General features: G+C 68.3%; 24 protein-coding genes and 1 other RNA gene. 12 read left to right on the plus strand and 13 right to left on the minus strand.

The genetic code is table 11. The features are described 5' to 3' along the window. Nucleotides 1–155: 155 nt before the first annotated feature. Nucleotides 156–1,694 (minus strand): YifB family Mg chelatase-like AAA ATPase, encoded by a 1,539-nt coding sequence (locus FHU13_RS02695; protein WP_183434322.1) that lies wholly within the window; start codon nt 1,692–1,694, stop codon nt 156–158. 222 nt (nt 1,695–1,916) lie between these two features. On the opposite strand from FHU13_RS02695, the gene FHU13_RS02700 reads away from it, so the two are divergent. Then, the gene (locus tag FHU13_RS02700; RefSeq protein WP_183434323.1) at nt 1,917–2,177 is read left to right on the plus strand and encodes a PepSY domain-containing protein; all 261 of its coding nucleotides are present in this window, start codon (nt 1,917–1,919) and stop codon (nt 2,175–2,177) included. A gap of 32 nt (nt 2,178–2,209) precedes the next feature. Here FHU13_RS02700 and FHU13_RS02705 read toward each other — a convergent pair whose 3' ends face one another. Next, complete coding sequence (locus FHU13_RS02705; RefSeq protein WP_183434702.1) at nt 2,210–2,692, minus strand: DUF5991 domain-containing protein; 483 nt, start codon at nt 2,690–2,692, stop codon at nt 2,210–2,212. 107 nt (nt 2,693–2,799) lie between these two features. On the opposite strand from FHU13_RS02705, the gene ffs reads away from it, so the two are divergent. From ffs to FHU13_RS02720, 3 genes are all read left to right on the plus strand, one after another. Continuing rightward, nucleotides 2,800–2,898: signal recognition particle sRNA small type (gene ffs, locus FHU13_RS02710), an RNA gene on the plus strand. A 55-nt stretch (nt 2,899–2,953) separates the two neighbouring features. Then, nucleotides 2,954–4,846 carry a DNA polymerase III subunit gamma/tau gene (locus tag FHU13_RS02715; protein WP_183434324.1) on the plus strand — a complete coding sequence of 631 codons (1,893 nt, stop codon included), beginning with the start codon at nt 2,954–2,956 and terminating at the stop codon, nt 4,844–4,846. A gap of 102 nt (nt 4,847–4,948) precedes the next feature. Beyond that, a complete protein-coding gene (locus FHU13_RS02720) occupies nt 4,949–5,272 on the plus strand; it encodes a YbaB/EbfC family nucleoid-associated protein (RefSeq protein WP_183434325.1) in 324 nt (107 codons plus the stop codon). Between the two features lie 586 nt (nt 5,273–5,858). Here the strand turns inward: FHU13_RS02720 and FHU13_RS02725 are convergent. Further along, on the minus strand, nt 5,859–8,246 hold the full coding sequence (locus FHU13_RS02725; protein WP_183434326.1) for a GumC family protein: 2,388 nt from the start codon (nt 8,244–8,246) through the stop codon (nt 5,859–5,861). Between the two features lie 221 nt (nt 8,247–8,467). Here FHU13_RS02725 and FHU13_RS02730 point away from each other — a divergent pair, with 221 nt between their 5' ends. The 3 genes from FHU13_RS02730 (at nt 8,468) to FHU13_RS02740 (ending at nt 12,175) form a co-directional block, all read left to right on the plus strand. Beyond that, nucleotides 8,468–9,046: a polysaccharide biosynthesis/export family protein gene (locus FHU13_RS02730; protein ID WP_183434327.1), complete on the plus strand. Its 579-nt coding sequence runs from the start codon at nt 8,468–8,470 to the stop codon at nt 9,044–9,046. Nucleotides 9,047–9,186: 140 nt separating this feature from the next. Next, entirely contained in the window at nt 9,187–10,491 is a 1,305-nt protein-coding gene (locus FHU13_RS02735; RefSeq protein ID WP_183434328.1) for a glycosyltransferase family 4 protein, read from the plus strand. Nucleotides 10,492–10,621: 130 nt separating this feature from the next. Further along, nucleotides 10,622–12,175: an undecaprenyl-phosphate glucose phosphotransferase gene (locus FHU13_RS02740; RefSeq protein WP_183434329.1), complete on the plus strand. Its 1,554-nt coding sequence runs from the start codon at nt 10,622–10,624 to the stop codon at nt 12,173–12,175. 100 nt (nt 12,176–12,275) lie between these two features. On the opposite strand, the gene FHU13_RS02745 is transcribed toward FHU13_RS02740, so the two are convergent. The 10 genes from FHU13_RS02745 to FHU13_RS02790 all read right to left on the minus strand — a co-directional run bounded on the left by FHU13_RS02745 (nt 12,276) and on the right by FHU13_RS02790 (nt 22,178). Beyond that, on the minus strand, nt 12,276–12,635 hold the full coding sequence (locus FHU13_RS02745; protein ID WP_183434330.1) for a hypothetical protein: 360 nt from the start codon (nt 12,633–12,635) through the stop codon (nt 12,276–12,278). A gap of 204 nt (nt 12,636–12,839) precedes the next feature. After that, nucleotides 12,840–13,241 (minus strand): EF-hand domain-containing protein, encoded by a 402-nt coding sequence (locus FHU13_RS02750; protein ID WP_183434331.1) that lies wholly within the window; start codon nt 13,239–13,241, stop codon nt 12,840–12,842. Between the two features lie 302 nt (nt 13,242–13,543). Further along, the gene (locus tag FHU13_RS02755) at nt 13,544–16,060 is read right to left on the minus strand and encodes a TonB-dependent receptor (protein ID WP_183434332.1); all 2,517 of its coding nucleotides are present in this window, start codon (nt 16,058–16,060) and stop codon (nt 13,544–13,546) included. A 608-nt stretch (nt 16,061–16,668) separates the two neighbouring features. Continuing rightward, nucleotides 16,669–17,298, minus strand: coding sequence for a hypothetical protein (locus FHU13_RS02760; RefSeq protein ID WP_183434333.1), 630 nt, complete (start codon nt 17,296–17,298; stop codon nt 16,669–16,671). A gap of 10 nt (nt 17,299–17,308) precedes the next feature. Then, nucleotides 17,309–18,196 carry an ABC transporter permease gene (locus FHU13_RS02765; protein ID WP_183434334.1) on the minus strand — a complete coding sequence of 296 codons (888 nt, stop codon included), beginning with the start codon at nt 18,194–18,196 and terminating at the stop codon, nt 17,309–17,311. Further along, nucleotides 18,193–18,942: an ABC transporter ATP-binding protein gene (locus tag FHU13_RS02770; RefSeq protein ID WP_183434335.1), complete on the minus strand. Its 750-nt coding sequence runs from the start codon at nt 18,940–18,942 to the stop codon at nt 18,193–18,195. The genes FHU13_RS02765 and FHU13_RS02770 overlap by 4 nt, the downstream gene beginning before the upstream one ends. Then, a complete protein-coding gene (locus tag FHU13_RS02775) occupies nt 18,939–19,187 on the minus strand; it encodes a hypothetical protein (RefSeq protein WP_183434336.1) in 249 nt (82 codons plus the stop codon). Before FHU13_RS02775 ends, FHU13_RS02770 begins: the two co-directional genes overlap by 4 nt. A 13-nt stretch (nt 19,188–19,200) precedes the next feature. After that, nucleotides 19,201–19,635, minus strand: coding sequence for a hypothetical protein (locus FHU13_RS02780; protein ID WP_183434337.1), 435 nt, complete (start codon nt 19,633–19,635; stop codon nt 19,201–19,203). Nucleotides 19,636–19,729: 94 nt separating this feature from the next. After that, complete coding sequence (locus FHU13_RS02785) at nt 19,730–20,737, minus strand: YVTN family beta-propeller repeat protein (protein WP_183434338.1); 1,008 nt, start codon at nt 20,735–20,737, stop codon at nt 19,730–19,732. A 178-nt stretch (nt 20,738–20,915) separates the two neighbouring features. After that, a complete protein-coding gene (locus tag FHU13_RS02790; protein ID WP_183434339.1) occupies nt 20,916–22,178 on the minus strand; it encodes an ABC transporter substrate-binding protein in 1,263 nt (420 codons plus the stop codon). A 228-nt stretch (nt 22,179–22,406) separates the two neighbouring features. Here FHU13_RS02790 and FHU13_RS02795 point away from each other — a divergent pair, with 228 nt between their 5' ends. The 5 genes from FHU13_RS02795 (at nt 22,407) to FHU13_RS02815 (ending at nt 26,590) form a co-directional block, all read left to right on the plus strand. Next, entirely contained in the window at nt 22,407–22,928 is a 522-nt protein-coding gene (locus FHU13_RS02795; protein ID WP_183434340.1) for a DUF3280 domain-containing protein, read from the plus strand. 45 nt (nt 22,929–22,973) lie between these two features. After that, the gene (locus tag FHU13_RS02800) at nt 22,974–23,687 is read left to right on the plus strand and encodes a (5-formylfuran-3-yl)methyl phosphate synthase (protein WP_183434341.1); all 714 of its coding nucleotides are present in this window, start codon (nt 22,974–22,976) and stop codon (nt 23,685–23,687) included. Between the two features lie 182 nt (nt 23,688–23,869). Next, the gene (locus tag FHU13_RS02805; protein ID WP_312889549.1) at nt 23,870–24,421 is read left to right on the plus strand and encodes a uridylate kinase; all 552 of its coding nucleotides are present in this window, start codon (nt 23,870–23,872) and stop codon (nt 24,419–24,421) included. Next, nucleotides 24,418–25,992 (plus strand): DUF6513 domain-containing protein, encoded by a 1,575-nt coding sequence (locus FHU13_RS02810; protein ID WP_183434343.1) that lies wholly within the window; start codon nt 24,418–24,420, stop codon nt 25,990–25,992. Before FHU13_RS02805 ends, FHU13_RS02810 begins: the two co-directional genes overlap by 4 nt. Before the next feature lies 1 nt (nt 25,993). Next, the gene (locus tag FHU13_RS02815; RefSeq protein ID WP_183434344.1) at nt 25,994–26,590 is read left to right on the plus strand and encodes a DUF447 domain-containing protein; all 597 of its coding nucleotides are present in this window, start codon (nt 25,994–25,996) and stop codon (nt 26,588–26,590) included. Nucleotides 26,591–26,618: the final 28 nt, after the last annotated feature.

Genomic DNA, 26,618 nt, shown 5'->3' on the forward strand with positions numbered 1-26,618 from the left:
CCGACTTCAGGTCAACAATGTATCGGCGCGTGAGGACGCTCAGTGCCTGTCATGCCGGGGTGCCGAAGGCGAACCCGGAATGATGATGATCGCTGATGAGCTCACGGCACACGACACGGGCGAGTGAGCCTGACGGAATAGCGGGCCTGACGGAATCAAGCCGCGGCCGCCGGCTGCTCGCCACGCACCCGGTAGGACAGGGCCTCGGCCAGATGCAGCCGCCGCACCTGCACCTCGCCGTCGAGGTCGGCCAGCGTCCGGGCGACTCGCAGCGTGCGGTGGAAGCCACGGGCGGAGAGCCGCATGGTCTCCGCCGCATGGCGGATCAGCGCCGCCCCCTCGGCATCGGGCGCGGCAGCGGATTCGATCACGGTCGCCGGGCAGGTGGCGTTGGTCGTCGCAACCGGCAGGCCGAGGGCGGCGTAGCGTGCACTTTGCAGTCCGCGGGCCGCGGCGACCCGCGCGGCGGCCTCGGCCGAGCCCTCCGCGGGCGACGGCAGGATCAGGTCGGCGGCGGTCACCGCCGCCACCTCGATGCGCAGGTCGATCCGATCGAGCAGCGGCCCGGAGATGCGGGCGCCGTACTGGGCGACGCAGCGCTCGTTCGGTCCGCGGCGGCAGGCATAGCCGGGCTCCAGCGCCATGCCGCAGCGGCACGGGTTCATCGCCGCCACGAGCTGGAACCGCGCCGGGTAGGTCGTCCGATGGTTCGCGCGGGCGATCATGATCTCACCCGTCTCCATCGGCTGGCGCAGGGAATCGAGCACCTGAGGCGTGAATTCGGGGAGTTCGTCGAGGAACAGTACGCCGCCATGGGCGAGCGAGGCTTCGCCGGGCCGGGCGTTGAGCCCGCCGCCGACCAGCGCGGCCATGGAGGCGGAATGGTTCGGCTGGCGGAATGGACGCCGGTTCGAGAGCGCACCGCCCTTCAACGCGCCCGCAACCGACTGGATCATCGAGACTTCGAGCAGCTCGCGCGGTCCCAGCGGCGGCAGGATCGAGGGAAGGCGCGCGGCGAGCATCGACTTGCCGGCTCCGGGCGGGCCGTTCATCAGCAGGTTGTGGCCGCCGGCCGCCGCGATCTCCAGGGCGCGCTTGGCGCCCTCCTGGCCCTTGATGTCGCGCAGATCCGGCATCGGGCCGGCGGGTGCGGCCATGGCGGGCTGGGGCCGTGCCATCACCTGGCTGCCCTTGAAGTGGTTGGCGAGCTGAATCAGCGAGCGCGGCGCGAGCACGTCCATGTCGCCCGCGGCCCAGGCCGCCTCCGGGCCGGTCGCGGCGGGACAGATCAGCCCGAGCCCCCGGCCGTTCGCCGCCATCGCCGCGGGCAGCACGCCGGCCACCGCGGTGATCGAGCCGTCGAACGCCAGTTCGCCGAGGACGCAGTAGCCGCCGAGCGCGTCCGCCGGCAGGGCGGCGATGGCGCCCATCACCGCGAGCGCGATCGGCAGGTCGTAGTGCGAGCCCTCCTTCGGGAGGTCGGCAGGCGCGAGGTTGCAGGTGATGCGCTTGGCCGGCAGGGCCAGCCCCGAAGCGATCAGCGCCGAGCGCACCCGCTCGCGCGATTCCGCCACCGCCTTGTCCGGCAGACCGACGATGGTGAAAGCGACCGCGCCCGGCGCGATCTGCACCTGCAGGTCAACGGCGCGCGCCTCGATCCCCTCGAAGGCGACGGTGGCGACACGCGTGACCATAATCTCAGGAAGCCCCCAACCCGGAGGTTGCAGCCTAGGCGGCACTTCGCGTGCTGGCAATTGCAAGCGCGGCCTTGCAGCTCGCCGGGTCCGGCTCCTCGTCGGTTCGGGACGATGGCGAGGCCGTTCCCCTGAACGCGCCGTGCTGCTACGGCCCGGGCGATAGGAACAACCGGTGAAATGAATCGTTCGCCGGGTACCAATCAGCCGAAGGAGTCTTTCATGTTCGTCCGCCCGCTCGCCGTCGCCGCGCTCGGCCTTGCCCTGCTCGCCGGTCCGGCGCTCGCCGACCAGAAACTCCCGCCCGACCAGCAGACGAAGGTCGAGGACATCCTGAAGAAGGAAGGCTTCACGAAGTGGAAGGAGATCGAACTCGACGACGGCATGATCGAGGTGGACGATGCCATCGACGCCAACGGCAAGCAGTTCGATCTGAAGCTCGATCCTAAGACGATGGAGATCGTGAAGCGCGAGGCCGAGTGAGGGTTCGGCCCCGGGGAACCGCCTCCCCGGGGCTACTTCGCCCTGGCAAAGAAGGCGCCGCTCTCGGCCACGCCCTCGCCGTCCGGCTTGAGGCCCTGCCAGCGCGTGACCAGCTTGCCGCCCGCCCCCTTCGCGAGGGTGAACAGGGGCTGGCCCGGCGTGTAGACCGCCACCCCGTACTTGTTGACCATCCCACCATCGCCGTAGCCGTGGAACTCGACCGCGAGGTCATGTCCCTCGCGGCGGGTCCGGCAGCGGAGCTTCTCGTCGGTCTGGAAGCCCCGCAGGGTGAGGATGCAGCCGTCGCGGACATCCGGCGGCAACAGCACCAGATCGTAGTTCACGACGATCCCCGTACCTCCCGCCGTCCGCCCGGAGACCAACTCGTAGTGGTAGCGCCCCTGCCAGTCCTTCGGTGCCCCCTCCTGTGCCGGCTCCTGCGCGAGAGCAGGGGCGGACAGGCCCGCGAGCAGCGCGAGGGCGGTCAGGCGCGCCAGGATCGTGGTCGTCCGCAAAATCGCCTCGGGCATGGTCTCTCCCTTCCGGTGCCGAAAGCATGGCCGTGCGGATCGGATGAGGCAACCCGACTTGCATCCCGCCGCGCGGGCCGTCATATACGGCGCGGGAGGTTGGCGAGGGACGTTTCACTCGCCAACCGGGTCAGGTCCGGAAGGAAGCAGCCCTAACGAGACCGAGCGGGTCTTTGTCCAGCCTCCCACCCTCGCCGTCCGCTTGAGCCGGACGGCCCGGCCTCTTCCGAAAATTCGAACGGCGGCATGGACGAGACGCACGGCACGCTCACCGACGAGCCGGGCCTGCCCGGCATGCCCGTCGCTGCAACGGCTTCTGTGCCGGCCGCGGCCCCCTACCGCGTCCTGGCGCGAAAATACCGGCCCCAGACCTTCGACGACCTGATCGGCCAGGGCGCCATGGTGCGCACGCTGGCGAACGCCTTCGCGGCCAACCGCATCCCGCAGGCTTGGATGCTGACCGGCGTGCGCGGCGTCGGCAAGACCACCACCGCCCGCATCCTCGCCCGCGGCCTCAACTATCTCCGCACCGGCCAGCCGGATACCGGCCCGACCGTGTCGATGCCGGAACTCGGCCAGCACTGCCAGGCGATCATGGAATCCCGGCACATGGACGTGCTGGAGATGGATGCCGCCTCGCATACCGGCATCGACGATGTGCGCGGCATCATCGACGGCATCCGCTACGCGCCGGTCTCGGCCCGCTACAAGGTCTACATCGTCGACGAGGTCCACATGCTCTCGGAGAAGGCGTTCAACGCCTTCCTAAAGACGCTGGAGGAGCCGCCGCCCCACGCCAAGTTCGTGTTCGCGACCACCGAGATCCGCAAGGTCCCGGTGACGATCCTGTCGCGCTGCCAGCGCTTCGACCTGCGCCGGGTCGAGGCGGACGTGCTCTCCACCCACCTGAAGAAGATCTGTGCCGCGGAAGGCGTGGAGGCCGAGGACGAGGCGCTCGCCGCCGTCACCCGCGCCGCCGAAGGTTCGGTGCGCGACGCGCTCTCGCTGCTCGATCAGGCCATCGCCCACGGCGCGGGCGCGGTGACGGCCTCAGGCGTGCGCGACATGCTCGGGCTGGCCGACCGCTCGCGCATCGTCGATCTGTTCGAGGCAGCGATGCGCGGCGACGTGCCGGCCGCCTTCGCCGAGCTTCGGTCGCAGTACGATTCCGGCGCCGATCCGGCGGTGGTGCTGTCGGATCTCGCCAGCTTCACCCATCTCGTCACCCGCCTCAAGCTCGTGCCGGGGGCCGAGGCCGACCCGACCTTGAGCGAAGCGGAGCGGGTGCGCGGGGCGCAGTTCGCCGGGCGCCTGCCGGTGCGGGCGCTGTCGCGGGCGTGGCAGATCCTGCTCAAGGCGCTGCCCGAGGTGCAGGCCGCCCCCCGCCCGCTCGCGGCGGCCGAGATGGCGATCGTACGGCTCGCCTACGCCGCCGACCTGCCGACCCCCGACGAAGCCCTGCGCCAGCTTCGCGCCGATCTCGGCGCCTCCGAAGGCACCGGTCCGTCGGGCGCCCGCCCGAGCCTCGGCCGCGACGGCGGCGCGATGGCGCACGGTTCAGCAGCCCTGCAGATGGCACCGCCGGCCTCATCGCCTCCCTCCCCCCGGCCGACCCTGGCTGCGGTCCCCTCTCCCATCACCGCCTCGGCTGCGGAAGCGACGCCGCACCCGGCCCCGGCCGCTCCCGCAGGTCCTCGGCTTGGGCGCTTCGAGGACGTGGTCGCCCAGGCCGAAGCCGCCCGCGACATCGCCCTGAAGGTTGCGCTGGAGCGGGACGTGCATCTCGTGCGCTTCGAGGAGGGACGAATCGAGTTCCGCCTCGCCACCGGTGGGCGGCAGAGCCTCCCGACCGACCTCGCCCGGGCGCTGGATGCCTGGACCGGGCGGAGGTGGCTGGTGGCGCTCTCCAAAGAAGAGGGTGCGCCGACGCTTGCCGAAAATTCGCGGGCGGCCGAGCAGACCCGTCACCAGAACGCCGCTGCGCACCCGCTCGTGCGGGAGGTACTGTCGCGCTTCCCCGGCGCTCAGATCGTCGATGTCCGCGACAAGGCGCCGGACACCGATACCGCCGAGGCCGCGGCGGATGGTGCCGGACCGGCCGCTCCGCCGCCCGACGAGGCGGAGGACGACGACGTCTGAAGCTGACTCCTGCGCTTGACGCCGCCCCTGGCAGGCACGGGCACCCGCGCCTAAGTGCGGGAAGCGGACGTCTTTCTCGACCGGAACCGGAGCGGACCCACTATGCGCGACCTCATGGGCATCATGAAGCAGGCCCAGGCCATGCAGGAGAAAATGACCTCGCTGCAGGCGGAACTCGACTCGGTCGAGGTGTCCGGAGCCTCCGGCGGCGGCGCCGTGAGCGTGCGGATGACCGCCAAGGGCCAAGTGCTCGGCGTCTCCATCGATCCGAGTCTGATGGTGGCCGACGAGCGGGAAATTCTGGAAGATCTCATCGTTGCCGCCTGCAACGATGCCCGCGGCAAGGCCGAGACAACCGCTCAGGAACGGATGGCGGAGCTGACGAAGGGCCTACCACTGCCGCCCGGCATGAAGCTGCCATTCTAGACTATGCGAGCGGCTGGATCATCTGAAGACGGGAAAAGCGAGATCGTTCGCATTTAGATGAGCCGGCAAAAATTCGTACCCGGTACTGCATCTCTGCTTGGCTGCGTCACTTCGCCACAGATGGTGGCACGATCAGGCTGCAGCGTCGCCGCATGTCGGGAAATCGCTCACTGGATCATAGACATAACTGGGGCCAATCGCCGGCTGAACGAGCCGTCCCGATCCCGATGTTTTGAACGACGCCGATCCCAAGTGGTACAACTCTAAATTTTGTTAAGGCAGGAATTTCGCGGAACGCGCAGGGTCCGCCTGCCGGGTCGAACGCGGCCCCCCCTAGCGAGACTCGGCGGTTCCGCCGGTCTCTCTCCGAATCAGAGCCGGCGGAACCACCGCCGCGCCCCGGAGAGGTCCCGTGCCAAGCCTGCTTTCCGCGGCCTTGATTGCCGCGTGCGTTCTGCTCGCGACCCTTGTGGGCGCAAACCTCTGGGCTTTGCGGATAGCCGCGGCAATGACCGCCGCCGACGAGGAAGGTCGGACAGGGCGCTGACCCGAAATGCCCCAGTGCCTGGAGCCCGGAAGCGGTGGCTCAGGCCGAGAGGCGCAGCGGCGTCGTTTCCAGCCTCGGATCGGGCGCGATATCCTCGCGATGGCGGGCCACCACGACCTGCCGCACACCCGTTTCCTTGGCGAGACGATAGAGCGAGACGAGGGCCGGATCGTCGGCCGCCGCCTCGGAAGCGATCACGATCGCGTCCATGCAGGGTCCGATGGCGGGGATCAGCTCGGCGGCATCCCGCGTGCCGTCCGCCTCAAGGCGACAGAGCACCCAATCGTAGCTCTGCGACAGGGCATTGAGGCCGATGGCGAGACCTTGCGGCTCCTCCACCAGCACGTCGAGAGGCGCCACACCGCGCTTCACCGCGTGAAGCCGCGAGCCGCGCACGGGCTGGATCACGTCGAGGAAGTCGGCCTCGCCGGCCACGAGATCGGTCAGCCCCGGCTCGGACGAATCGGAGACCGCGCCGTTGACATCGACCAGCAGGGTCTGACGACGCGGACCCAGCACGTGGGCAAGGTTCGAGGCGAGGCCGGCGGTGCCGCTGGTGCGCAGGGTTTCGACTACGAGCACGCAGCCACCCTTCGGCTGGCCAGCGGGCCGCAACGTGCCCGCACCACTCTCCAGCCGGGCGATCAATCCGTCCAGGTCGGTCGAGAAGGCGGAGGATTTTGCGGGGACGCTGAACCCTCCCTTGCCGGCCATCGCAACATCCCCTTGAGCCGGTGCCTCCGGTCCGATCGGAGCCGTGCTCGCGAAGATCGGGTGATGCACCGTCGCCGTCGCCCTCAGGGAGTTGGCGAAGGCGAGCGCCGGGGCGAAGCGGTCCGTCGCAGAGGCCGGATAGGCGCCGCCATAGACCGGCTCGTAGGCGGGGCGGCGGGACGGCGGCTCGGGCTCGGGGTAGAAGTCGCGCACACGCCCGGTCGACGCGCCGGCGAAGACGGGCTCTCCTTCGTCCCCGGTGCGGTCGCCGCTTGGCCCGGGCGGAGCGACGAGGAGGTGGCGGCCGATGACGGCCGCGCTCGCAAGCAGGAAAGCGAGCACCGTCACGAAGGCGACGATCGGGACCTTCTTCGGGAAGGACGGCAGATCGGGCACGACCGCACGGGACACCACGCGGGCATTGGCCGGGCTCGCGTTCTCGGCGTCGCGCGCCGCGGCCTCGCGGTAGCGGGCGAGATAGGATTCGAGCTGCTCGCGCTGAGACTTCGCTTCGCGCTCCAGGGCGCGCAGCTCGACTTCACTGCTGTTGCCCTTGGCGACGACGTCCTGTTGCCCCTCGACCGCGGCGCGCAAGGACTCGACCCGTGCCCCCGCGATCTTGGCGTCGTTCTCCAGGGTGCGGACCACGCGCTCGGCGGCGGCCTTGATCTGGTTCTCAAGGTCCTGAACCTGGGCGGTCAGCTCCTTGATGCGGGGATGGGCCGGGAGCAGCGTGCGCGATTCGAGGGCGAGCTGCGCGCGCATCGCCATGCGGCTCTCGACCGTCCGCCGAATCAGCTCGTTATTGGCCACATCCGGGATTTCGAAGGCGCGCCCCTCCTTGATCATGTCCTTCAGGAGCTTGGCGCGTGCAGTCAGGTCTGCCTGGATCGTGCGCGCCTGCGAGAGCTGGCTCGACAATTCGGAGAGCTGCTGGGACGAGAGCGGCTGCGCGGCGGCGTTGCTGCCCGTGCCGATTAGGCCATGCTTGGCGCGGAAGGCCTCGACCTTCGCTTCGGCTTCTGCCACGCGGGCGCGCAGCGTCGCGATGTTGTTGCCGAGCCAAGTCGAGGCGTAGCGCGCGGTGTCGACGGAAGCGGCCTCCAGCGAGGCGAGGTAGAGGTCGGCCACGGTGTTGGCGCCGCGCGCGGCGAGTTCGGGATCGCGCGAGCGGAACTCGACGGCGAGGATGCGCGACTTGCCGACCGGATAGACCAACAGGTGGTCGAGATAAGTGTCGAGGATGCGATCCTCCGACGCCCGCTCCATCGGTGCCGACACGAGCCCGAGCATCATCAGCGTGCGCCGGATCGCCGAGGTGCCCTCGGCCTCGGGATCGAATTCGGGGTTGCCGACGAGCTTCAGGCTACGGATCGCCTCACGGGCAATGTCGCGCGACATCGCCACCTGCACCTGGCTCGCGACCGCCTGCTCGTCGATCAACTGGGGTTGGTCCGTCCGCTCCGCGGCCGTGCGGGCGAAGGCGGGATCGCGGCTCTCCAGCAGAACCTTGGCCTCACCGGTGAAGCGCGGGGTCACCACCTGCACGAACACCCCGGCACCGAGCGCGGCCACGAGCGTCGGCACGGCGATCCAGGCCCAGGAGCGGCGCAGGACGCCGGCAATCTGCGCCACCGCCAGTCCATCTCCCGGCCCACCGGAGCCACCGGACGGCGGAAGAGATGGATCGGTCGACAGCCTGAGGCGCGGCATGGGCAGTCTTTACGAAGGCAGGACGCGGAATCGGGTTGATCCACCCGTCTTTCGTCAATTGAGGCCGTTAAGGTTGACGCTGCGTTAAGATCTGAATTCTTCCAGCGCCTGCATTCGAGACGATGCACCTTGCTGGAGTCACGCTCCCGCGCGGCATCACGACCGGATAGCATTCGTTAACCATGTGACCTTAAAAACTGCCGAGGTTCCCCATAACGGCGATGGCGATGCAGCGGCGCGCATTCCTCCTGGCACTTCCGTCCGTTCTCGCGCTCGGCGGTTGCCTACGTCCGGATTTCCGGACCGTCGATCTCGACGCCACCGGCACCGGCTCCATCGGCGCACGCTATTCCCTTGCGGCGGGCGACAAGTTGCGGGTCATCGTGTTCGGACAGGACAACCTGTCGAACATCTACGCGGTCGATGGCGGCGGACGGATCGCGATGCCGCTGATCGGTGTCGTCCAGGTGGGCGGCCAGACCACGGCCCAGGCCGCTCGACTGATCGAGTCGAAGCTAGCCGCCGGATTCGTGCGCGAGCCGCACGTGACCGTGGAGGTCGATGCCTATCGACCCTTCTACATCCTCGGCGAGGTCACGACTTCGGGTCAGTACCCGTATGTCAACGGCATGACCGTCGAGACCGCAGTGGCGATCGCCGCCGGCTTCGGACCGCGGGCGGCGCGTGATTACGCCGTGCTGACCCGCGAGGGTCCGGGCGGGCTCATCAATGGCATTGTGCCGATGTCCTACCCGGTGCGACCGGGAGACACGATCGTCGTCAAGGAACGATTCTTCTGAGGCGGCACACGGCATCGTTCACCAAAGCCTAACCGCGATCCGTGAAAGGAGCCTGCAGGCGCAGGACGATTGCCGTTTGTGGGCTGATTGCGTTCGCCTCTTAACCGCGCGCTGACGGCGTCGCGCCGATCTTCCGCCGAATGGGTCCCCGCTTCGGGACCGCCGCGCGGAGATCGACGGACGTGACCGCTCCCATCGCCCCCTCTCTGACCGCCGCCCTTGCTTCGCAGCAAAGCCTCGGTGGCATTCCGGCCGTGGACCTGCGGTCCCGTAGCGGCGCGGGTGAGCGCCACCACATCCTCCACGTGTTCCGGGCGCCGGTCGGTGGCCTATTTCGCCACGTCGTCGATCTCACCCGCCTTCAAGCTCAGGCCGGCCATGCCGTCGGCCTCGTTTGCGACGCCTCGACCGGCGGCGAGCGGGCCGAGCGGGCTCTCGCGGAGCTGGCACCGCATCTCGCGCTTGGCGTCAAACGGATCCCGATGCGCCGCAATCCGCATGCGAGCGACCTTTTAGTGCTGCGTGCCGTGCGCGAGCGGGCTCTCGCCGTCGGCGCCGACGTGCTCCACGGTCATGGCGCCAAAGGCGGTGCGTTCGCCCGGCTCACGCCACTGGGTCGAGCCGGGCGCGACGTGATCCGCGCCTACACACCACATGGCGGAAGCTACAACTACCGGCCGGGCACGCCCCTGCACCGCGTCTACATGGCCGCCGAACAGGTGATGGCGCGCATGACCGACCTGTTCCTGTTTGAGAGCGAGTATGTCGCCTCGCGTCACGCGGCCTATGCCGGCGGGGCGCCGCGCCTCGAACGCATCGTTCACAACGGCATCGCCGAAGCCGAATTCGCGCCCGTCGGGACTTCGGACGATCCATTCGATCTCGTCTATGTCGGCGAGCTGCGCGAGGCCAAAGGGCTTCCCGTGCTGCTGCGTGCGCTCGCACGGGTGCGCGGCCGGGGCCGTGACCTGCGCCTCCTCATGGTCGGCTCGGGTCCGGACACCGAGAGCCTTGCGGCCATGGCCGAGAATCTCGGCCTGCGCCATGCCATCGCCTTCGAGCCGCCCCAGGCGATCCGCCCCGTGCTCGGCCGCGGCCGGGTCATGGTCGTGCCCTCGCTTGCCGAGTCGCTGCCCTATGTCGTGCTGGAGGCGGCGGCTGCGGGCCAGCCGCTGGTCGCGACCAATGTCGGCGGCATCCCTGAAATCTTCGGGGCCCTATCCGGCGACCTGGTACCGCCCGGTGACGACGAGGCTCTGAGTGCGGCCATCATCCGCATCCTCGACGAGGCTCCTGCCACTCGCGAAGGCCGCGCGCGCGCGCTCAGTGACTCACTGCGCACCCGCTTCTCCATGAACCGCATGGCGACCGATGTACTGTGTGGCTACGCCGCCGCGTTCCGCGCGAAGCGGGTCAGGGCGGCGTCTGCCGCAGCCGCGGCTTGAGTCCGGCCCTGGTGCGCCGCCTGTCCCATCTCAGGCCACCTGATCCGTGCCGCGCCTTAGGCTTTCGTGAAGATCGGTCCGGCATACTGCTCTGCCGGAAAGGCTCGACGTTTTCACGTGGAACATTCCGATGAGTGCCATCGACGTTCGAGATCTACTCAAGGTCGCTGAGCAAAGCGACTCGCTGACCCCCGTACCGGCGCCGCTGGCGCTCGATAGGGCACAGGGATCGCCGAGCGATTCAACTGACCCTGCACCGACTCCACAACCTCGGGGTTCGTGGCTCTCGCCGGTAGTGCTGGCCGGCTGCGTGCGACTCGCCGAGTTCTGCGGACTGATCATTCTTGGCCTTGCCCTGCACCAAGCACTGCTTCATGGCGTCGTGCCCATGGCGCCGCGCTACATCACCGCCGTCCTGGCCGTGACCGTTGCGGCCCTCGGATTGTTCCAGGCGTCGGGAAGCTACCGGATCGGTGCATTCCGCGATCTCTCACGAACTTCCATGAAGCTCGCGACGGGCTGGTCCGTGGCCTTTCTGATGGTGGCCGCGGCGATGGTGCTCGGCAAGATTGCCGATCATTATTCCCGGATCTGGCTGCTCAGCTACTACATGGCCGGACTGGGGCTGCTGCTCGGCGGCCGCGCCGTACTCTCAGCCTTCGTGCGCATGCAGATGGCCAAGGGCCGCTTCGATCGCCGCACGGCTATCGTCGGCGGCGGTCCGGCGGCCGAGGAACTGATTCGAGCTCTGGAAACCGGCGGCGAGAACGGTATTCGCATCATCGGCGTCTTCGATGACCGGGGCGACGACCGTTCCAGCGCCGAGGTGGCTGGTCATCCCAAGCTCGGCAATGTGAGCGATCTCGTTACCTACGCGCGCCACGCTCCGCTCGATCTCGTGGTCTTCACGCTGCCGATCTCAGCCGAGACGCGCATCCTGCAGATGCTCGCCAAGCTCTCGGTCCTGCCGGTTGATATCCGCCTGTCGGCTCACGCGACCAAGCTGCGCCTGCGGCCCCGTGCCTATTCCTATCTCGGCGACGTGCCGCTGCTCGACGTGTTCGACAAGCCGCTCGCCGATTGGGATGTCATTCTGAAAGGCGCGTTCGATCGTTTCGTCGGCCTGCTGCTGCTGATGGCCCTCTCGCCGGCGATGCTGGCCGTGGCGGTCGCGGTGAAGCTCACCTCACCCGGTCCGGTGCTGTTCCGGCAGAAGCGCTACGGCTTCAACAATGAGCTGATCGAGATCTTCAAGTTCCGCTCGATGTATGTCGATCTCTGCGACGCGGGGGCTACGCAGCTCGTCACCAAGACCGACGCCCGCGTGACGCCGGTCGGCCGCTTCATCCGTAAGACCTCGCTGGACGAGCTGCCGCAGCTCTTCAACGTGATCCGCGGCGACCTTTCCCTGGTTGGGCCACGCCCGCACGCGATCCAGGCCAAAGCGGCGAACACCCTCTACGATCAGGTGGTGGACGGCTACTTCGCCCGCCACAAGGTGAAACCCGGCATCACCGGCTGGGCGCAGGTCAATGGCTGGCGTGGCGAGACCGACACCAGCGAGAAGCTCCAGCGCCGCGTCGAGCACGACCTGCACTACATCGAAAATTGGTCGATCCTGTTCGACCTCAAAATCCTGCTCACCACGCCGCTCGCGCTCTTCAAGACCGACAACGCGTACTGAGGATTTTTGGGATATCGAACGGGTCGGAGCCCGGGACCGCCAGAGCGCAGTCCCGGGCTCTTCTTTTCCAAAGGGTCTTCGATAGTGACCGCCCTGCCTGTTACGGCAGCGCGCCGGCCTTCTCCTTCACCTTGGTCATCGTGTCCTGGCAGGCGGTCTCCTGACCGGCCTTGTCCTGCTCCTTGGCCTTGGCGAGCAGGGCGCGCGCCTCCTCGACACCGGCCTTGGTCGGCTTGGTCGCAGGGTCGGACGGGGCACCGGCCGGCGGCTTGTCGAGGGCCTTGGGCGAGTTCGAGGAGGTCGCGCCGCCCGGCGGCTCCTTACCGGTCACCTGCTCCGCGCCAGCACTGTTGAGCCGACGCTCCACGGTGGAGATGTCGTCCTTGCATGAGACCGCCAGAGCGGGACCGGCTGCGATGAGGACGGCAAGGGCAGCGGGCAGGCTGAGGGCATTGCGCATGGGTTCGGGCTCCTCCGAATCGACTTTTCGCGAACCGGTCCTGTGACCGCCGCTTCGGCCGAGAAAGCCCGCCAGACCGACATGTGGTTCCGATCTGCGACGCTTCGCCCGAGAATGCCGCGGAGCCCGCCGGCGTCGGCCCAGACATGCGAAAGGGTGCGGATCTCGCGATCCGCACCATTCTCATCCCGATGGGTCGGGCGGTTAGCGAATCAGATTGACCAGCGCCGAACCAGCCGGGCTCGCCAGCTCCTTGGCGTCGATCGTGCCGTCGTTGTCCGGATCGGCGGCCTTGAACTGGGCCTCGATGGCGGCGAGGTATTCCTTCTTGTCGAGGGTGCCGTCATTGTCCGGGTCGAGCTTCTTGAGATCGGCCTCGCTGACGCGGCCCTTCAGCTCCTTGGCGTCGAGGGTGCCGTCCTTATCCGGATCGAGCTTGTCGAAGGCGGCGGAGCCGGCGGCCTGGGCCTCCTTGAGATCGACGGTGCCGTCCTTGTCCGGATCGAAGGCAGCGATGTCGACCTTCGTCGTGGTCGTCGGGGCCGCGTAGGCCGGAGCCGCGACGAGGGCGGCGAGAAGAACGGCAGAGGAGAGGCGGAACGCCATTGGGGGCAGACTCCTGATCGAAGAGGCCCGGCCGGAGCCGGGCGAACGGCAAAATCGCAGAGCCGCTCACGACCACCCGCTCTCGGCAAAGTGGCCGCGCGGCCTCGCCTCGATTGCGTAACTTGCCCGGGATGATTTGGCAATAGGCGGAGCGGGAATCGCGCGTTTCGCCACCCGCCGCATCCTTGCTCACCTACCCAGATATAGAAGCGGCGCGGTTCCGGAGAACCGCGCCGCCTGCAACCCCAACGAGACTTCCCGGACCGGGACCGGTCCGGGAGAGATCGCTTCTCAACCCGGCTTCAGCCCTTGCGGACCAGCGGCAGCGGCTCCACCACCGGGGCCGGCGGCGGCGGCTCGAACAGGATGCGCAGGCCGCCGAAGGCCGCCACTGGCGCGCCGGGCGCGAGACTGCGGTTCGAGGTGGCGTTGGGCACCCGGACGATCGGCACCTCGTCCACCGGCGAGAAGGTGCCGAAGGTGGCGTAGCGGGCGCTGAACGCGTTCTCGACGAAGCCGTAGAGTTCGATGTTCGGGGCGATACGGTAGCTGGTGTTGAAGCCGAACACCGCGTAGTCGCCGGTGGTTTTGTTCTGGTTGGTCGGGTCGCCGACGAGGAACTTGCCGGTCGCGAAGCGGGCGAGCGCGCCGATCCGCCATTCCGGCGTCACCTGGTACTGTACGCCGACCTTGAGCTGGTGCGGCGCGACGCCGGGCAGGCGGTTGCCCGGACGCACGAGCACGACGCCGCTCTCGTCGCCGCCGGTGCTGTTGAACGGGTTGCCGGGGGCCGCGAGTTCGACGGGTGATTCGAAGGTCGCGTCGACGAAGGCGTAGTCGATGAAGGCATTCCAGGTCGGCGTGTTGTAGAACAGGCTCGCCTCCACACCCTGACGCTTGGTCGAGCCGACGTTGCGGAAATAGGCGCGGCCGATCGTGTCGGGGGCCGGCACGAACAGGATGTCGTCGTCGTTGCGGGTCGAGAAGAAGCCGGCCTTCCACGACAGGATGCCGCCGAAGACGTCGTCGGGCTGCGGGATGCGGCCGCGCACGCCCGCCTCGACGGTGCGGGCCACGACCTGCTTCAGCGGCGGGTCGCCGACGAAGAAGTTGGTGAGCGAGCACGGCGCCAGCGGGTCGGCGCAAGAGAGCTCCGCCGGGGTCGGGGCCCGGTTGGCTTCCGTGTAGCCGCCATAGGCGACGAGGTATTCGGGGATGATCTTGTAGGTCGCGCCGATGCCGGGGTTGAAGCGCTCGTAGTAGTGGTCGCCGTTGAGCGCCGTGCCGATCTGGTCGCGCAGGACGATCTTGGCCATGTTGAACCGGCCCTGCAGCGTCAGCGTCAACCGGTCGGTCAGGTCGGTGTTGTTGGTGAAGTAGATGCCGCCGTAATCGTTCGAGGTGCGCACGGAGACGGGGGTGATGATGCCGTCGTCGCTGGAGACGACGATGCCGGGGGGCGAGAAGCCGCGATCGAGGGTGAGGCCGCCGATGGAGTTGTCAGCCCCGAAGCGGGTCCGACCGCCGTCATAGGAGCCGCCGAGCACGAAGCGGTTCGGCAGGCCGAACAGCGGCTCGCGGATCACGGTCTGGACCGTGGCGCCGAAATTGTCGGTGTCGGTGCGGGTCTGGTTGAGGAAGGCGTAGGGGCCGCCCTCGTCGAAGCGGTTGGCGAAGACCGGGTTGACCGCGCCGAAGTTGAAGGTGCGCAGGCGATCGGCGCGCACGGGAGCGCCGGTGCGGTCGCGCAGGAAGAACTGGTTGTCGTCCGCGCCCTCGGAGCAGACGAAGGTCTCGTCCGCCTCGCAATTCTCCACGTCGGCCGCGTCGCCGTTGGCGGTGCGCTGCCGGAACAGGCCGTAATAGGCGTTGCCCTGCACGCTGATCGTCGGCGTGACGTCGTAGGTGCCAGAGAGCTGGAAGCGCAGGAAGTCGTTCTTGGTCTGGTCGGGATAGGTGAAGACGTCGCTGCGGTCGGCCTTGAGCAATTCGACTGGGGCGGTGCCGTTGCCGGTCAGGCTGTTGCTGGCGCCGATGACGTTGAAGTGGAACTCGCTCTTCTCACCCTGCACGCCGAGGTCGGCGTAGATCTGGTTGAGGCGCGACGGCGAGTGGCGCCGCCAGCCTTCCTCGCCGAGCTTGGTGCCGGCGACGTAGAGGCCGATATTGTCGATGCGTTGGCCGTGCTGGAACGCCACCGCGCCGCGGCCGAACGAGCCGCCGAGCACGTTGATCTCGCTGCCCTGGTAGGTGAAGCCGTTCTTGAGCGACACCGCGAGCGCGCCGCCCAGCGCGTTGAGGCCGAAGGCCGGGTTGGAGCCCTCGAGTTCGATCCGGTCGACGGCAATGTCGGGGATCAGATCCCACTGCACCGTGTCACCGAACGAGGTGTTGAAGCGGGCCCCGTTCAGGTAGACCGCGACGCCCTGCGGCGAGCCGCCCAGCGGCGAGGCCTCGAAGCCGCGATAGGTGATCGTCGGCTGGAAGGGGTTGCCCTGCGCGTTGTTGATGCTGATCGAGCCGATGCGCTCGTCGAGCGCCCGGACCGTGCTCGGGAAGCCGACCCGCGACACGTCGGCCGCCGTCAGCACGCTCGTGTTCTGTGGCAACTTGTTGCGATCGATGCCGTCGAGCACGACGGTCTCGCGCAGCCCCGACGCGGTCGGCGTTGCCACGATCCGACGCGAGGCCGCGACCGGCGTATTGGAGACGACGCTGATCTCCTCCAGTGTGACGGCTTGTCCGCCCGCCGCCTGCGCCATCACCTGTCCCGGAAGCAGCGCAACCGATGCGATGAGGCTGCCTCGCAGCACCCGCATTGTCATTCCCCAGCCCTTGTCATTCGTGCTTGCGGCCCCGATTGAGCGGGTCCGATGCCGGATGTTGCTGAAGGACGGCGGCCGCGACAATCGCCGCAAAGCTTCTTCGGGATCAATTATGATGGGACGCTCAAGCTTCCCACCGACGCGTGCTGTTATGGCAACATATTTCTGACGTCTCATCAGAGACTTACGGATAAAGAAGCAGAACAGCCCGGGATAATCTGGCAATCATTTTCCGAATGCCCCTCGCTTGTCCAGCAAAGGTCCGTTCGGCGACCGGCATGTACGACACAGAGCTGAGCCTCGGTCGAAAAGGCTCAGACGAGGTCCACCGGCTACGGAACAAGCGTCATCGCAAATCGCCGCGTCCGGTCCCGTACCATTGGCTCGACGAGAACCGATCAGAAGGGAGGAGCCGGGCACGGTTACGGAGGCCGAAATCACGGCCCGGCTCGACCGATACGCTCACCCACTCTACGGAGCTGCACGGATACGAAAGGCAGTGCCTCCGATCGGATCGCGGCTCAGCGTGCCTCACCAAACTCCCGGCCGCAGGCCGCTCTCGCTCTGGCGATGCAGCGCGGCGGGAGTTTTGTGCGAGACACTCAGACGCGCGCCTGGATGCGGCGGGCGATCTCGCCCAGGCGCTGCTCCAGAATCGTCGGGACCTCGCAGACGTAGGAGACCGACTGGTTTCGCTCGTCGAAGATGCGCCGGTCCCAGTTGAACTGGCTTTCCAGGTCCGCGGCCTCCTTGGAAGCGACCTTGGTGGGATCGGATTCCGGACTGTCCTTGAGCTCGCTCACCTTGTCGGCCTCGTCGCGGATGCGCTCGGCGAGCCGCCGCTGTCCCTGCGCGTAGCGGGTGATGCCGTTCATCACCGTGCTGCGCTCGCCGTTGATGATCTCGAACACCCCGGCGAACACGCGGGTGAGCCGCTTCGACTTCTCGGCCGGATCGAGTTTTTCGGTGAACTCGTCGAGCAGGGTGTCGGCCTCGCGCAGTTCCGTGCGGCGGGAGGCGAGCTTGCGGGCGAGCTGGGCCGCCTCACGGTCGTTGCCCCACTCTCCGGCCTCGGCAAGGTCGGGTCCCGTCCAGAACGATCCGTAGCCCAGCGTCGTCACCTTGCGCTGGGCGCAGGGCCAATCCGGGTCGGCCTTGGGCTGCGCCAGCGCCGGGGCCGCCGCGAGAACCAGGGCAAGACAGAGCGGGGCACGAACGGAACGGAAGGTCATGGGAAGTCTCTCAGGCGGCTTCGCCGGCCGGTCCGCCGCGCCGGGCCATGATGCCACGGCCCGGATCGTAGGCGATCACGGCGAGGGTGAAGAACAGGAGGCCGGTGCCGACCACGACGGCGCAGGCGACCGGCTCGAAGCGCCCGTAAAGGGCGAAACGCACCAGTTCGACCGCGTGGGTGAACGGGTTGGCTTGGCAGACGAGATAGAGCCATTCGCTCGACGCCCGCACCTGCCAGAGCGGATATAGGGCAGAAGAGGCAAAGAACATCGGGAAGATCACGAAATTCATGACGCTCGCGAAGTTCTCGAGCTGCCGCACCAGCGAGGACAGGAACAGACCGATGGCCCCGAGCATCAGCCCCGAGGCCAGGAAGGCCGGCAGGGCGGCGAGGTAGCCGACCGGCGGAATACCGGTGTCCCAGAACCACGCGATGGCAAGGAAGGCGTAGGCCTGCACGATCGAGACGCTGACGCCGGCAATCAGCTTGGCGAGCAGCAGCGTCCAGCGCGGATAGGGCGAGGTGAGCAACACCTTCATCGAGCCGACCTCGCGGTCGTAGACCATCGAGAGCGACGATTGCATGCCGTTGAAGAGCTGGATCATCACCGCGAGCCCCGGCACCACGTAGGCCTCGTAGAGCACGTAGGTCTCGTAGGGCGGCGTGATCGAGGTGCCGAGCGTGTTGCGGAAACCCGCCGCGAAGATGAACAGCCAGACCAGCGGGCGCACCATCGCCGAGAAGAAGCGCTCCTTCTGGTGGAAGAAGCGCAGCAACTCCCGGCGCACGATGCCGCCGAGCGCGATGAGGTAGCCGACCGCGTCGAGCCGGCCCGCATGGGGGGCGGGCCTTTTGGCCGCCTCGGTGCGAGCGGCAGTATCGGGCGAAAAGCTCATGCGGCGGACTTCACGGTTCTCTTGTCGGGCTCGGCGACGAGGCGGCGGAAGGCGGCCTCCAGCGTCTCGCCGGGTCCGCCGATCTCCCCGGCCCGGCCGCGGGCGACGATCCGGCCCTTGTGGAGGACGACCGCATCGTCCTCGGGCGAGATCTCCTCGAAGATGTGGGTCGCCCACAGCACCGAGAGGCCCTCCTCGCGCACCAGGGCGCGGACGATGGCGACGATGTCGGCCCGCGATTCGAGGTCGAGGCCGACGGTGGGCTCGTCGAGGAGCAGCAGGCGCGGCTCGTGGATCAGCGAGCGGGCGATCTCGATGCGCCGCGACTGGCCGCCGGAGAGGGTACGGATCTTATCGTCGCGCCGCTCGGCCAGGCCGACGCGGGCGAGTAGGCTCTCGATGCGGGCGCGAGCGGCGGAGCGGGCGATGCCGTGCAGGCTGGCGTGGTAGTGCAAATTCTGCGCGACGGTGAGGTCGGTATCCAGCGTTCGGGCCTGGAACACCACGCCGAGGCCGGCGAGCGCCCGCGACGGCTCCCGGTCGAGAGGATGGCCGAGGATCGAGACTCGGCCCTCCTGATTGTTGTAGAGCCGGGTGATCACCGAGAACAAAGTGGTCTTGCCCGCGCCGTTGGGGCCGAGCAGCGCCATGAAGTGCCCGCGCTCCACCGTCAGCGACACATCCGACAAGGCGGCACGCTGACCGAAACGGTGGCTGACGCCGGCGACTTCGAGGGCGGCGCTCATTTCGGCAGCGCCCGCCGGGCATCGTCGAGCGCTTCCAGGCACTCGTCGAACTCGCCCTCGCCCTGCTCGCGCTCGGCGATCTTCAGGGCACGCTTGAGCTTCTGCGGGACGGCCTCGGGCGCGAGCTTTTCGGCCTGCGCCTTCACGGCGGCGATACCCTCGGCGCAGGCGGCCTTGTCATCGGCCAGGGCGGGGCTGGCGAGGAGGAGAAGGAAGAGGGAGAGGAAGGTGCATGCGCGCTTCATGAGATATCCCACCTCACTTCACCGTAATCGTGCCAGCCATGCCCTTCTCCTCCAGGCCCTGCGCATACCACTTGTAGGCGCCGGGCTTGATAGCGACGAACTCGATGGCGATCTCGCCGGGATCGTCGAATTCGAGATGGTCGGGCGGGCCGCCGCCATGGATCTCCTTGTGCTCGATCACGATCTGGTTGAACCAGATGTAGCGGAAGAACTCGGGCGCGTAGAACTTGTACTCCTGCCGCCCCTTGGCGACGATGCGCAGCCGGTAGGCCTTGCCGGCCTCCAGCTCGATATCCTTGTTCTCGACCACGAAGTCGTTGCCCTCCTCGTTGCCGAGCACGAGATCGGGCAGGTTCTGTCGCTTCTTGGTGAGGTCGAGGGCGCCCGCCGGGGCACCGGCGAGCATCAGGGCCGCGGTGGCGAGGCCGAGGCGCGTGGTCCATCTCATGTCGCTTCCTCCCGTCGTTCGTCGGTCTTGCATCGTTTTCCTCGACAAGCCGGCAACGACCTTTCGGGACGATATTTTAGCCGGCGAACTGAACTTACTTCCTCGAGATCGCCACGCCCCAGGGCAGCAGCCCGACCGGGATGCTCTTGACCACCTTCAGCCCCTCCACATCGATCACCGACACGTCGTTGGAGGTACCGTTGGTGGTGTAGAGCTGCTTCTCGTCGGGCGTGAAGGCGAGCTGCCAGACGCGCTGTCCCACGGGAAGGTACTTCTGCACCTCGTAGGTCTTGGCATCGACCACGGCGACGCGGTTGGCAGGGCCCAGTGCGACGAAGGCCCGGGTGCCGTCCTTGGTGAGGCGCACGCCGACAGGCTGGATCTGCTCGTCGGTGACGCTCGGGATCTTGAAGCTGATCTTCTTGATGACCTTGCGGGTGGCGACATCGATCACCGAGACCGTGCCACCCACCTCGGCGGAGACCCAGAGGAACTTGCCGTCCGAGGAGAACTCGGCGAAGCGCGGCCGGGCATCCACCAGCACGTTGTCGATCACCTCGAAGGTCTTGGTGTCGATGAAGTGGGCCATGTTGGTGGTCTCGGAGGTGTTCACGAGAACCTTGCCGTCCGGCGACAGGCCCATCCCCTCCGGCTCGACCCCGACCGGGATCTCGGCCAGCACCTTGTTCTTCTCGATGTCGATGATGGTGACCTGGCTGTCGTCCTCGTTGGCGACGTAGAGCGGGTTGCCGCTCTGATCGAGGATGAACTGCTCCGGATCCGGCCCCGAGCGCAGCGAGCGGACCACCTTGCCGGTGGCGGTGTCGAGCACGTCGATGCGGTCGTCGTCGCTGGCGCAGACGAACAGCTCCTTGTCGTCCTTGGAGAGGGTCACGCCGCGCGGCCGCCGCCCGACCTTCCAGGTCGCGGTCACCGCCATGGTTGCGGTGTCGATCACCGAGACCGTGTTGGCTTTCTCGTTGGTGACGTAGGCCGTGAAGGCCTGCGCCTGCCCGATTGTGCCGAACCACGCCCCCGCGAGGCCAAACCAAGAGCCTGCGAGCACTGCACAACCCAGCCCCGCCCTCAAGCGAGCGACCATCGGCGTCCTCCCTGTCGTCTCCGGCGCGTCGTTGCGCGCCCGCGTTATAATCGGTTGCAGCGACATGGCCCTCACGGCTGCACTGCTCAAAGGAAAAACCGGCGGCGAGCGGCCCCTTGCCGGGTGGTCGATTGCCGCATCGTCCTTTGTCCGGCTTCCGATCGGCCTGGAGCGGCCGTCACCGGAGCTTGCACGCCGTCTCCGGCTCGTCGGCGCCGAGCGTGTCCAGCGGCGTGCGCTGGTGGATGAAGCCTTGCTCGGGCGCGACGGAGACCATCGCCTTGGGCTGCACCACGATGATCGGCTGGCGCAACTGGTGGTCCCAAGGCCTGTAGGTCAGCGAGACGCCCTTGTAGGCCGGCAGCGAGAATTCGGGCGTGACGAGATGGGCGGCCAGCTTCGCCGGATCGGTGCCCCGCGTCTGCGTCGCGGCCTCGCCGACCGTGCGCACGGCCGCCCAGACCTGATAGTCGAGCGGCCGCATCAGGCGCCCGGCGAGCCGCCGGAAGCGGTTCTGCGCCTGGGCCGCACCCCAGGTCTCCAGCGTCGGGTGCCACGTGGTCGCGATCAGCCCCTGCGTGCCGGCCACGGGACGCGGATCGACGGTGCGGAACGGGACGTAATCGCCCCAGTCGCCCTCTTCGTCGGCGACCACCGCCAAGTCGTAGTCGAGCCCGCGGGTGAACACCATCGCCTCGGCCCGGGTCGGCGTGTCGCCGCGGGCCTTCGCCAGCGGCCCGAAGGTCCAGGGTTTCTCCGCGGTGATCTTGAGGCCGAACTTGCGGGCGGAGTTTTTCATCGCGTCGGCATAGGCCTTGTCGCGCTCGGTCGGGCCGACGATCAGGAAAATCTTCCGCCAGCGCATCAGCGTCAGGTACTGCGCCAGCGCATCCGTCTGCATGGCGCGGCTCGGCAGCACGTGGAACAGGTTGGCGCGGCAATCGGCCCCGCGCAGGCGGTCGTCCGGCGCGCCGGCATTGAGGATGACGGCGCCCGTCTCCTTCAGCGCGTCGGCCACGGCCAGCACCTCGGCGGCGGGCAGGGCCAGCACGAAGAACCGCACGCCCTTCGCCGCAAGATCCTTGGCCGCCTGCACCGGATCGCGCTCGTCATCGAGGACGACCTCGTCGAGGGCGAAGGTCTGCTTGGTGAAGCGGCCGGTGGTGTTGTTGTCCTTCACCGCCATGCGCGCGCCCGCGATGCCGAGATCCTCGGGATCGGCCTCCGCGTCGTAGGACGAGGGCGCCGGGACCGGGCGGTAGAGAACGGCGATATGCGTTTCCGAGCCGGGGACCGGCGTGGCTGTCTGGGTGGCGGGCGATCCCGGCGGCGGCTCGCCGGTCGCCGCCTTGGGCTCCTGGGCGTGGAGAGGAACGGCCAGGAACGCGGCCAGGCTGGTCGCAAGACCCGCGGCGAGGAGGAGAGGGACGGACGAACGCATTGCCCGGCAGGCTAGCAACATCTTGCCACCGGCCTCAACGACAGAAGCATAAGATTTTCATAAGATTACGGAACTCCTTCGCTCCCGTGTGGCGCTTGCGACGGGTCCCTCCCGGAGTTCGAGCCGCCGACGCGATGCCGGGAGAGGTGCCGGCCGTTGCCAAATCCTCCGAGGAGCCAAATTAGAGTCTGCCCGCGCGGCACCGCGCCCGATCCAGGCTCCGCTTCCATGCGACTTCGCGTCCTCCTGCCCGCCCTCGCCCTCCTGTCCGCCGCCAGCAGCGCGGCCTTGGCCGAGGAGGCGGCACGCAAGGCAGCGATCTTCCCGGCGGAGGTGAACGATCCGACGCTGGCCTATGGCCGCAAGCCGTTGCCGGCCGATCAGAAGCGCCTCGACCTCGTCACCGAGGTGCTGCGGACGCAACTCGCCGAGAAGGGCGGCCTCGAGAGCGTCGATCTCGGCCCCCAGGCCGCGGAGATCCGCAAGGAGAGCCCGCTCTACAAGTGCAACGGCTGCACCGCTCCCATCGCCAAGGCGCTCGGAGCGGAGCTCGCCGTGACCACCTTCGCCGACAAGGGCGCCAATCAGTTGTTCAGCCTCGTCGTCACCATCGCGGAGGCCGAGTCCGGCAAGGTCGTGCGCCAGGGCCAGGTCGTGATAAGAGCCAACACCGACGACGACTGGTCCCACGCCGCGCGCTGGATCGTGAAGAACCGCCTGCTGGCCGAGCCGCTGCCCGGCCGTTCCTGAGGCGGGGCTTGTGCAGGCGCGCAAGGCTGAGCAAGAACGTTCCCTGTGTCCGACCTTGAACCGATTTCCTCCACGCGCCCCCGCCTGCTCGTCAGCGTGCGCGGCCCCGACGAGGCGCTGACCGCGCACCGGGCCGGGGCAGACCTGATCGACGCCAAGGATCCCGAGCGCGGGGCGCTCGGTGCGCTCCCGGCGGAGACCGTGCGCGGCCTCGTCGCCCGTATCGGCGGGCGAGCGGTCACCAGTGCGGTGGCCGGTGACGGCACGGGGACGGAGATCGCCGCCGCCATTACGACGATGGCCGCGACCGGTGTGGATTTCATCAAGATCGCAGTTGGAGCCGCGGACGGCACCGCCCTGGCCGAGGCCGCCGCGAGGGCGCCGGGCCGGGTGATCGGCGTGCTCTTCGCCGAGGACGACGTGACCGAGGGCTCTTTCCCTGCGCGCTTGGCCGCGGCGGGTTTCGTCGGGGCAATGATCGATACCCGTGGCAAGAGCGGGATTGCGCTTCCCAGCCTCATGTCCGCGCCGCAGCTCGCCGCCTTCGTCGCCGGCTGCCGCACCCACGGCTTGATGAGCGGGCTCGCCGGCTCGCTCGGGCTTGCCGACATTCCGGTGCTCGCGAGCTTCGGGCCCGATTATCTCGGCTTCCGCGGCGGCCTGTGCCGTGACGGCGACCGGCGGCAGGCGCTCGACGGTGCGCGGGTCTCGCGGGCGGTCGAGGCGATGCGCACCTGCCCGCGGGCCGACGCGGCGTGACCGCCATGGCAAGCGCGACGCCGGTCCCTCTTTCCTCCGCGGGAAAGGGTGGCCCGCAAAGCGGGTCGGGTGAGGGGCAGGCTCCGCACGATCCGGAAACGTCGCTCCCCTCTTCTGCCTCGCACCCGCGAGGCCCCCTCCCCCGCGGAGCGGAAAGGGTTTCGAGGAGCGCTGTTGTCAAAATCGGCGGCAGCCTCGTTGCCGACCGAGCGCGGCTCCGCGCCATCCTGTCCGACTGCGTGGACAACGCCCCCGTCGCGGTCGTGCCCGGCGGCGGCCCCTTCGCTGATGCGGTGCGAACGGCGCAGTCCGCGCTCGGCTTCGATGACGCCCTCGCCCACCGCCTCGCCCTCGACGCCATGGGCCGCATGGCCGAGGTGTTTTCCGCGCTCGAAGGGAGGCTCACCATCGCCGCGAGCCCGGACGCTGTGGCGGAGGCCCTCGCACAGGGCCGCTCCGTGATTTGGGACCCGGCGGCCCTGAAAGTCGGCCATCCGGACATCGCTGAGAGCTGGGAGGTCACTTCCGACAGCCTCGCCCTCTGGCTCGCCGGCGTGCTCGGGGCGGAACGCTGCATCCTCGTAAAGTTGGCAAACATCCCGCCCTGGACCGACCCGGCCACGCTCGCGCGAACCGGCCTCGTCGATGCCGCCTTCCCGCGCTTCGCGGCCGCCTATCCCGGCACGATCGTGATCCGTGGCCCCGAACCGCATCGCGAGAGGCCCGCCGCATGAGCGTGCCCGAACATCTCGTCTTCATCACCGGCAAGCTGGCCCATGCCCGGCTGGAAAAGGTTGCCGCCACCCTGCCGGCCGAGCGCTTCACCTGGAGCATCGCCGATGCCGGGGTGAAGGTCGCCGCGCTGATGACGGAAGAGATCATCAAGCGCCGCGTGCAGATGCCCGAGGGCGCGACCCGAATCGTCCTGCCCGGCCGTTGCCGCGCCAACCCGGAGGCGCTCAGCAACCACTTCGGCCTGCCGGTGGAGCGAGGCCCGGACGAAATCGTCGATTTGCCGGCTTACCTTGGCCTGACCGGCCGCAAGGTCGATCTCTCGCGCCACGATCTGCGCATCTTCTCCGAGATCGTCGACGCCTCTAAGATGACGCCCGACCAGATCCTGGCCAAGGGTCTCGACCTCGCCCGCCGCGGCGCCGACGTGATCGATCTCGGGGGACTGCCCGACACGGCGTTCCCGCATCTCGAAGACAGCGTGCGGGCCCTCAAGGGCGCCGGATTGAAGGTCAGCGTCGATTCCTTTTCCCTCGACGAGTTGACCCGCGGTGCGCGCGCGGGTGCCGATTATCTCCTCAGCCTCAACGAGGAGACGCTGGATCTCGCCTTCGAGACCGACGCGGTGCCGGTCCTCGTGCCGATGCGGCCCGACGATCTGCCCTCCCTCGACCGCGCCATCGAGCGGATGGAGCAGGCCGGGCGCCCCTACATGGCCGATCCGATCCTTGAGCCGATCCATTTCGGCTTCGTCGATTCGATCTGCCGCTACCGCGAGATCCGCGCGCGCTGGCCGAACATCGAGATGATGATGGGCACCGGCAACCTCACCGAACTCACCGAGGCCGACAGCCTCGGCGTCACGGCGCTCCTCGTCGGCATGTGCTCGGAACTCGCCATCCGCAACGTGTTGATCGTGCAGGTCTCGAACCACACCCGCCGCACGGTGGAGGAGCACGATGCCGCGCGCCGGGTAATGTACGCGGCCAAAGAGGACGCCGCCCTGCCCAAGGGCTACGGCCGCGAATTGCTCGCGCTGCACGACAAGCGCCCCTTCGTGCAGACCTCCGATGAAATTGCCGCCCTGGCCGCGGAGGTGCGCGATCCCAATTACCGCATCGCCGTCGCCGAGGACGGCATCCACGTCTACAACCGCGACCGTCACACCACCGGCACCGACGCGATGGCCTTCTTCCCCGAACTGAGCGTGGAGAGCGACGGCGCGCACGCCTTCTATCTCGGCGGAGAGCTGACCAAGGCCGAGACCGCGTTCCGCCTCGGCAAGCGCTACGTGCAGGACGAACCCCTCGATTGGGGCTGCGCCGCCGACCGCACCCAGGAAGACACCACCGCCTTCAAGGCGGCCGGGCCGACGAAAGCGGCGCATACCAAGCATAGCGGCCCCGAGGCACCCGCCGCGGAGCGTGCAGCCGGGACCGATCCGGAGCGCGGCGCCGTGCCGCCGCGGACCGAAACTGGAAGCGGCACAGCATCGGAACGCGACCCGCTCAGCGAGCCGAAGGGCGGCCGCATCGTCTGCGGTCGGCTGGTGCCCGACGAGGACCGAAATTGAGATGCCGCTGATCCTTGAGACCGTCGTCACCACTCTTTCGACGACGGGCGCGATGCATCTCGTGCCGTTCGGCCTGATCCGCGAGGACGAGGATTTCGTGCTCGCCCCGTTCCGCCCCTCGCCCACGATCGACAACCTCGCGGAGCGCCCCTACTTCACGGCCTCGGCCCCGAGCGACGTGCGGGTGATCGCGGGCGTCGTCACCGGGCGGCGCGATTGGCCGGTGGTGGACTGCGACACCATTCCGGGCAAGCGCCTCGCCGAATGCTTCGGCCATGCCGAGTTCGAGGTGGCGGCGATCGAGGACGACCCGCAGCGCCCACGCTACCGCGGGCGGATGGTGCACGCGGCGAGCCACGTGCCGTTCATCGGCTACAACCGGGCGCAAGGAGCGGTGATCGAGGCGGCGATCCTGTCCACGCGGCTCCACATGCTGGAGCCGGAAAAGGTCCTGACGGAGATGGCCTATCATGCCATAGCGATCTCCAAGACCGCCGGCCCGGCCGAGCGCGAGGCCTGGGACTGGATCGAGGACAAGGTCGCGGGGGCCCTGGCACGCACCGGCCGTGTCCTCGACGGGACGAGCCGCCCCCTGTGAGGCGCCGACAGATTCGAGAGATTTCCAA

This window comes from Methylobacterium sp. R2-1 (genome assembly GCF_014191355.1).
In the GTDB taxonomy this organism is placed as follows: domain Bacteria; phylum Pseudomonadota; class Alphaproteobacteria; order Rhizobiales; family Beijerinckiaceae; genus Methylobacterium.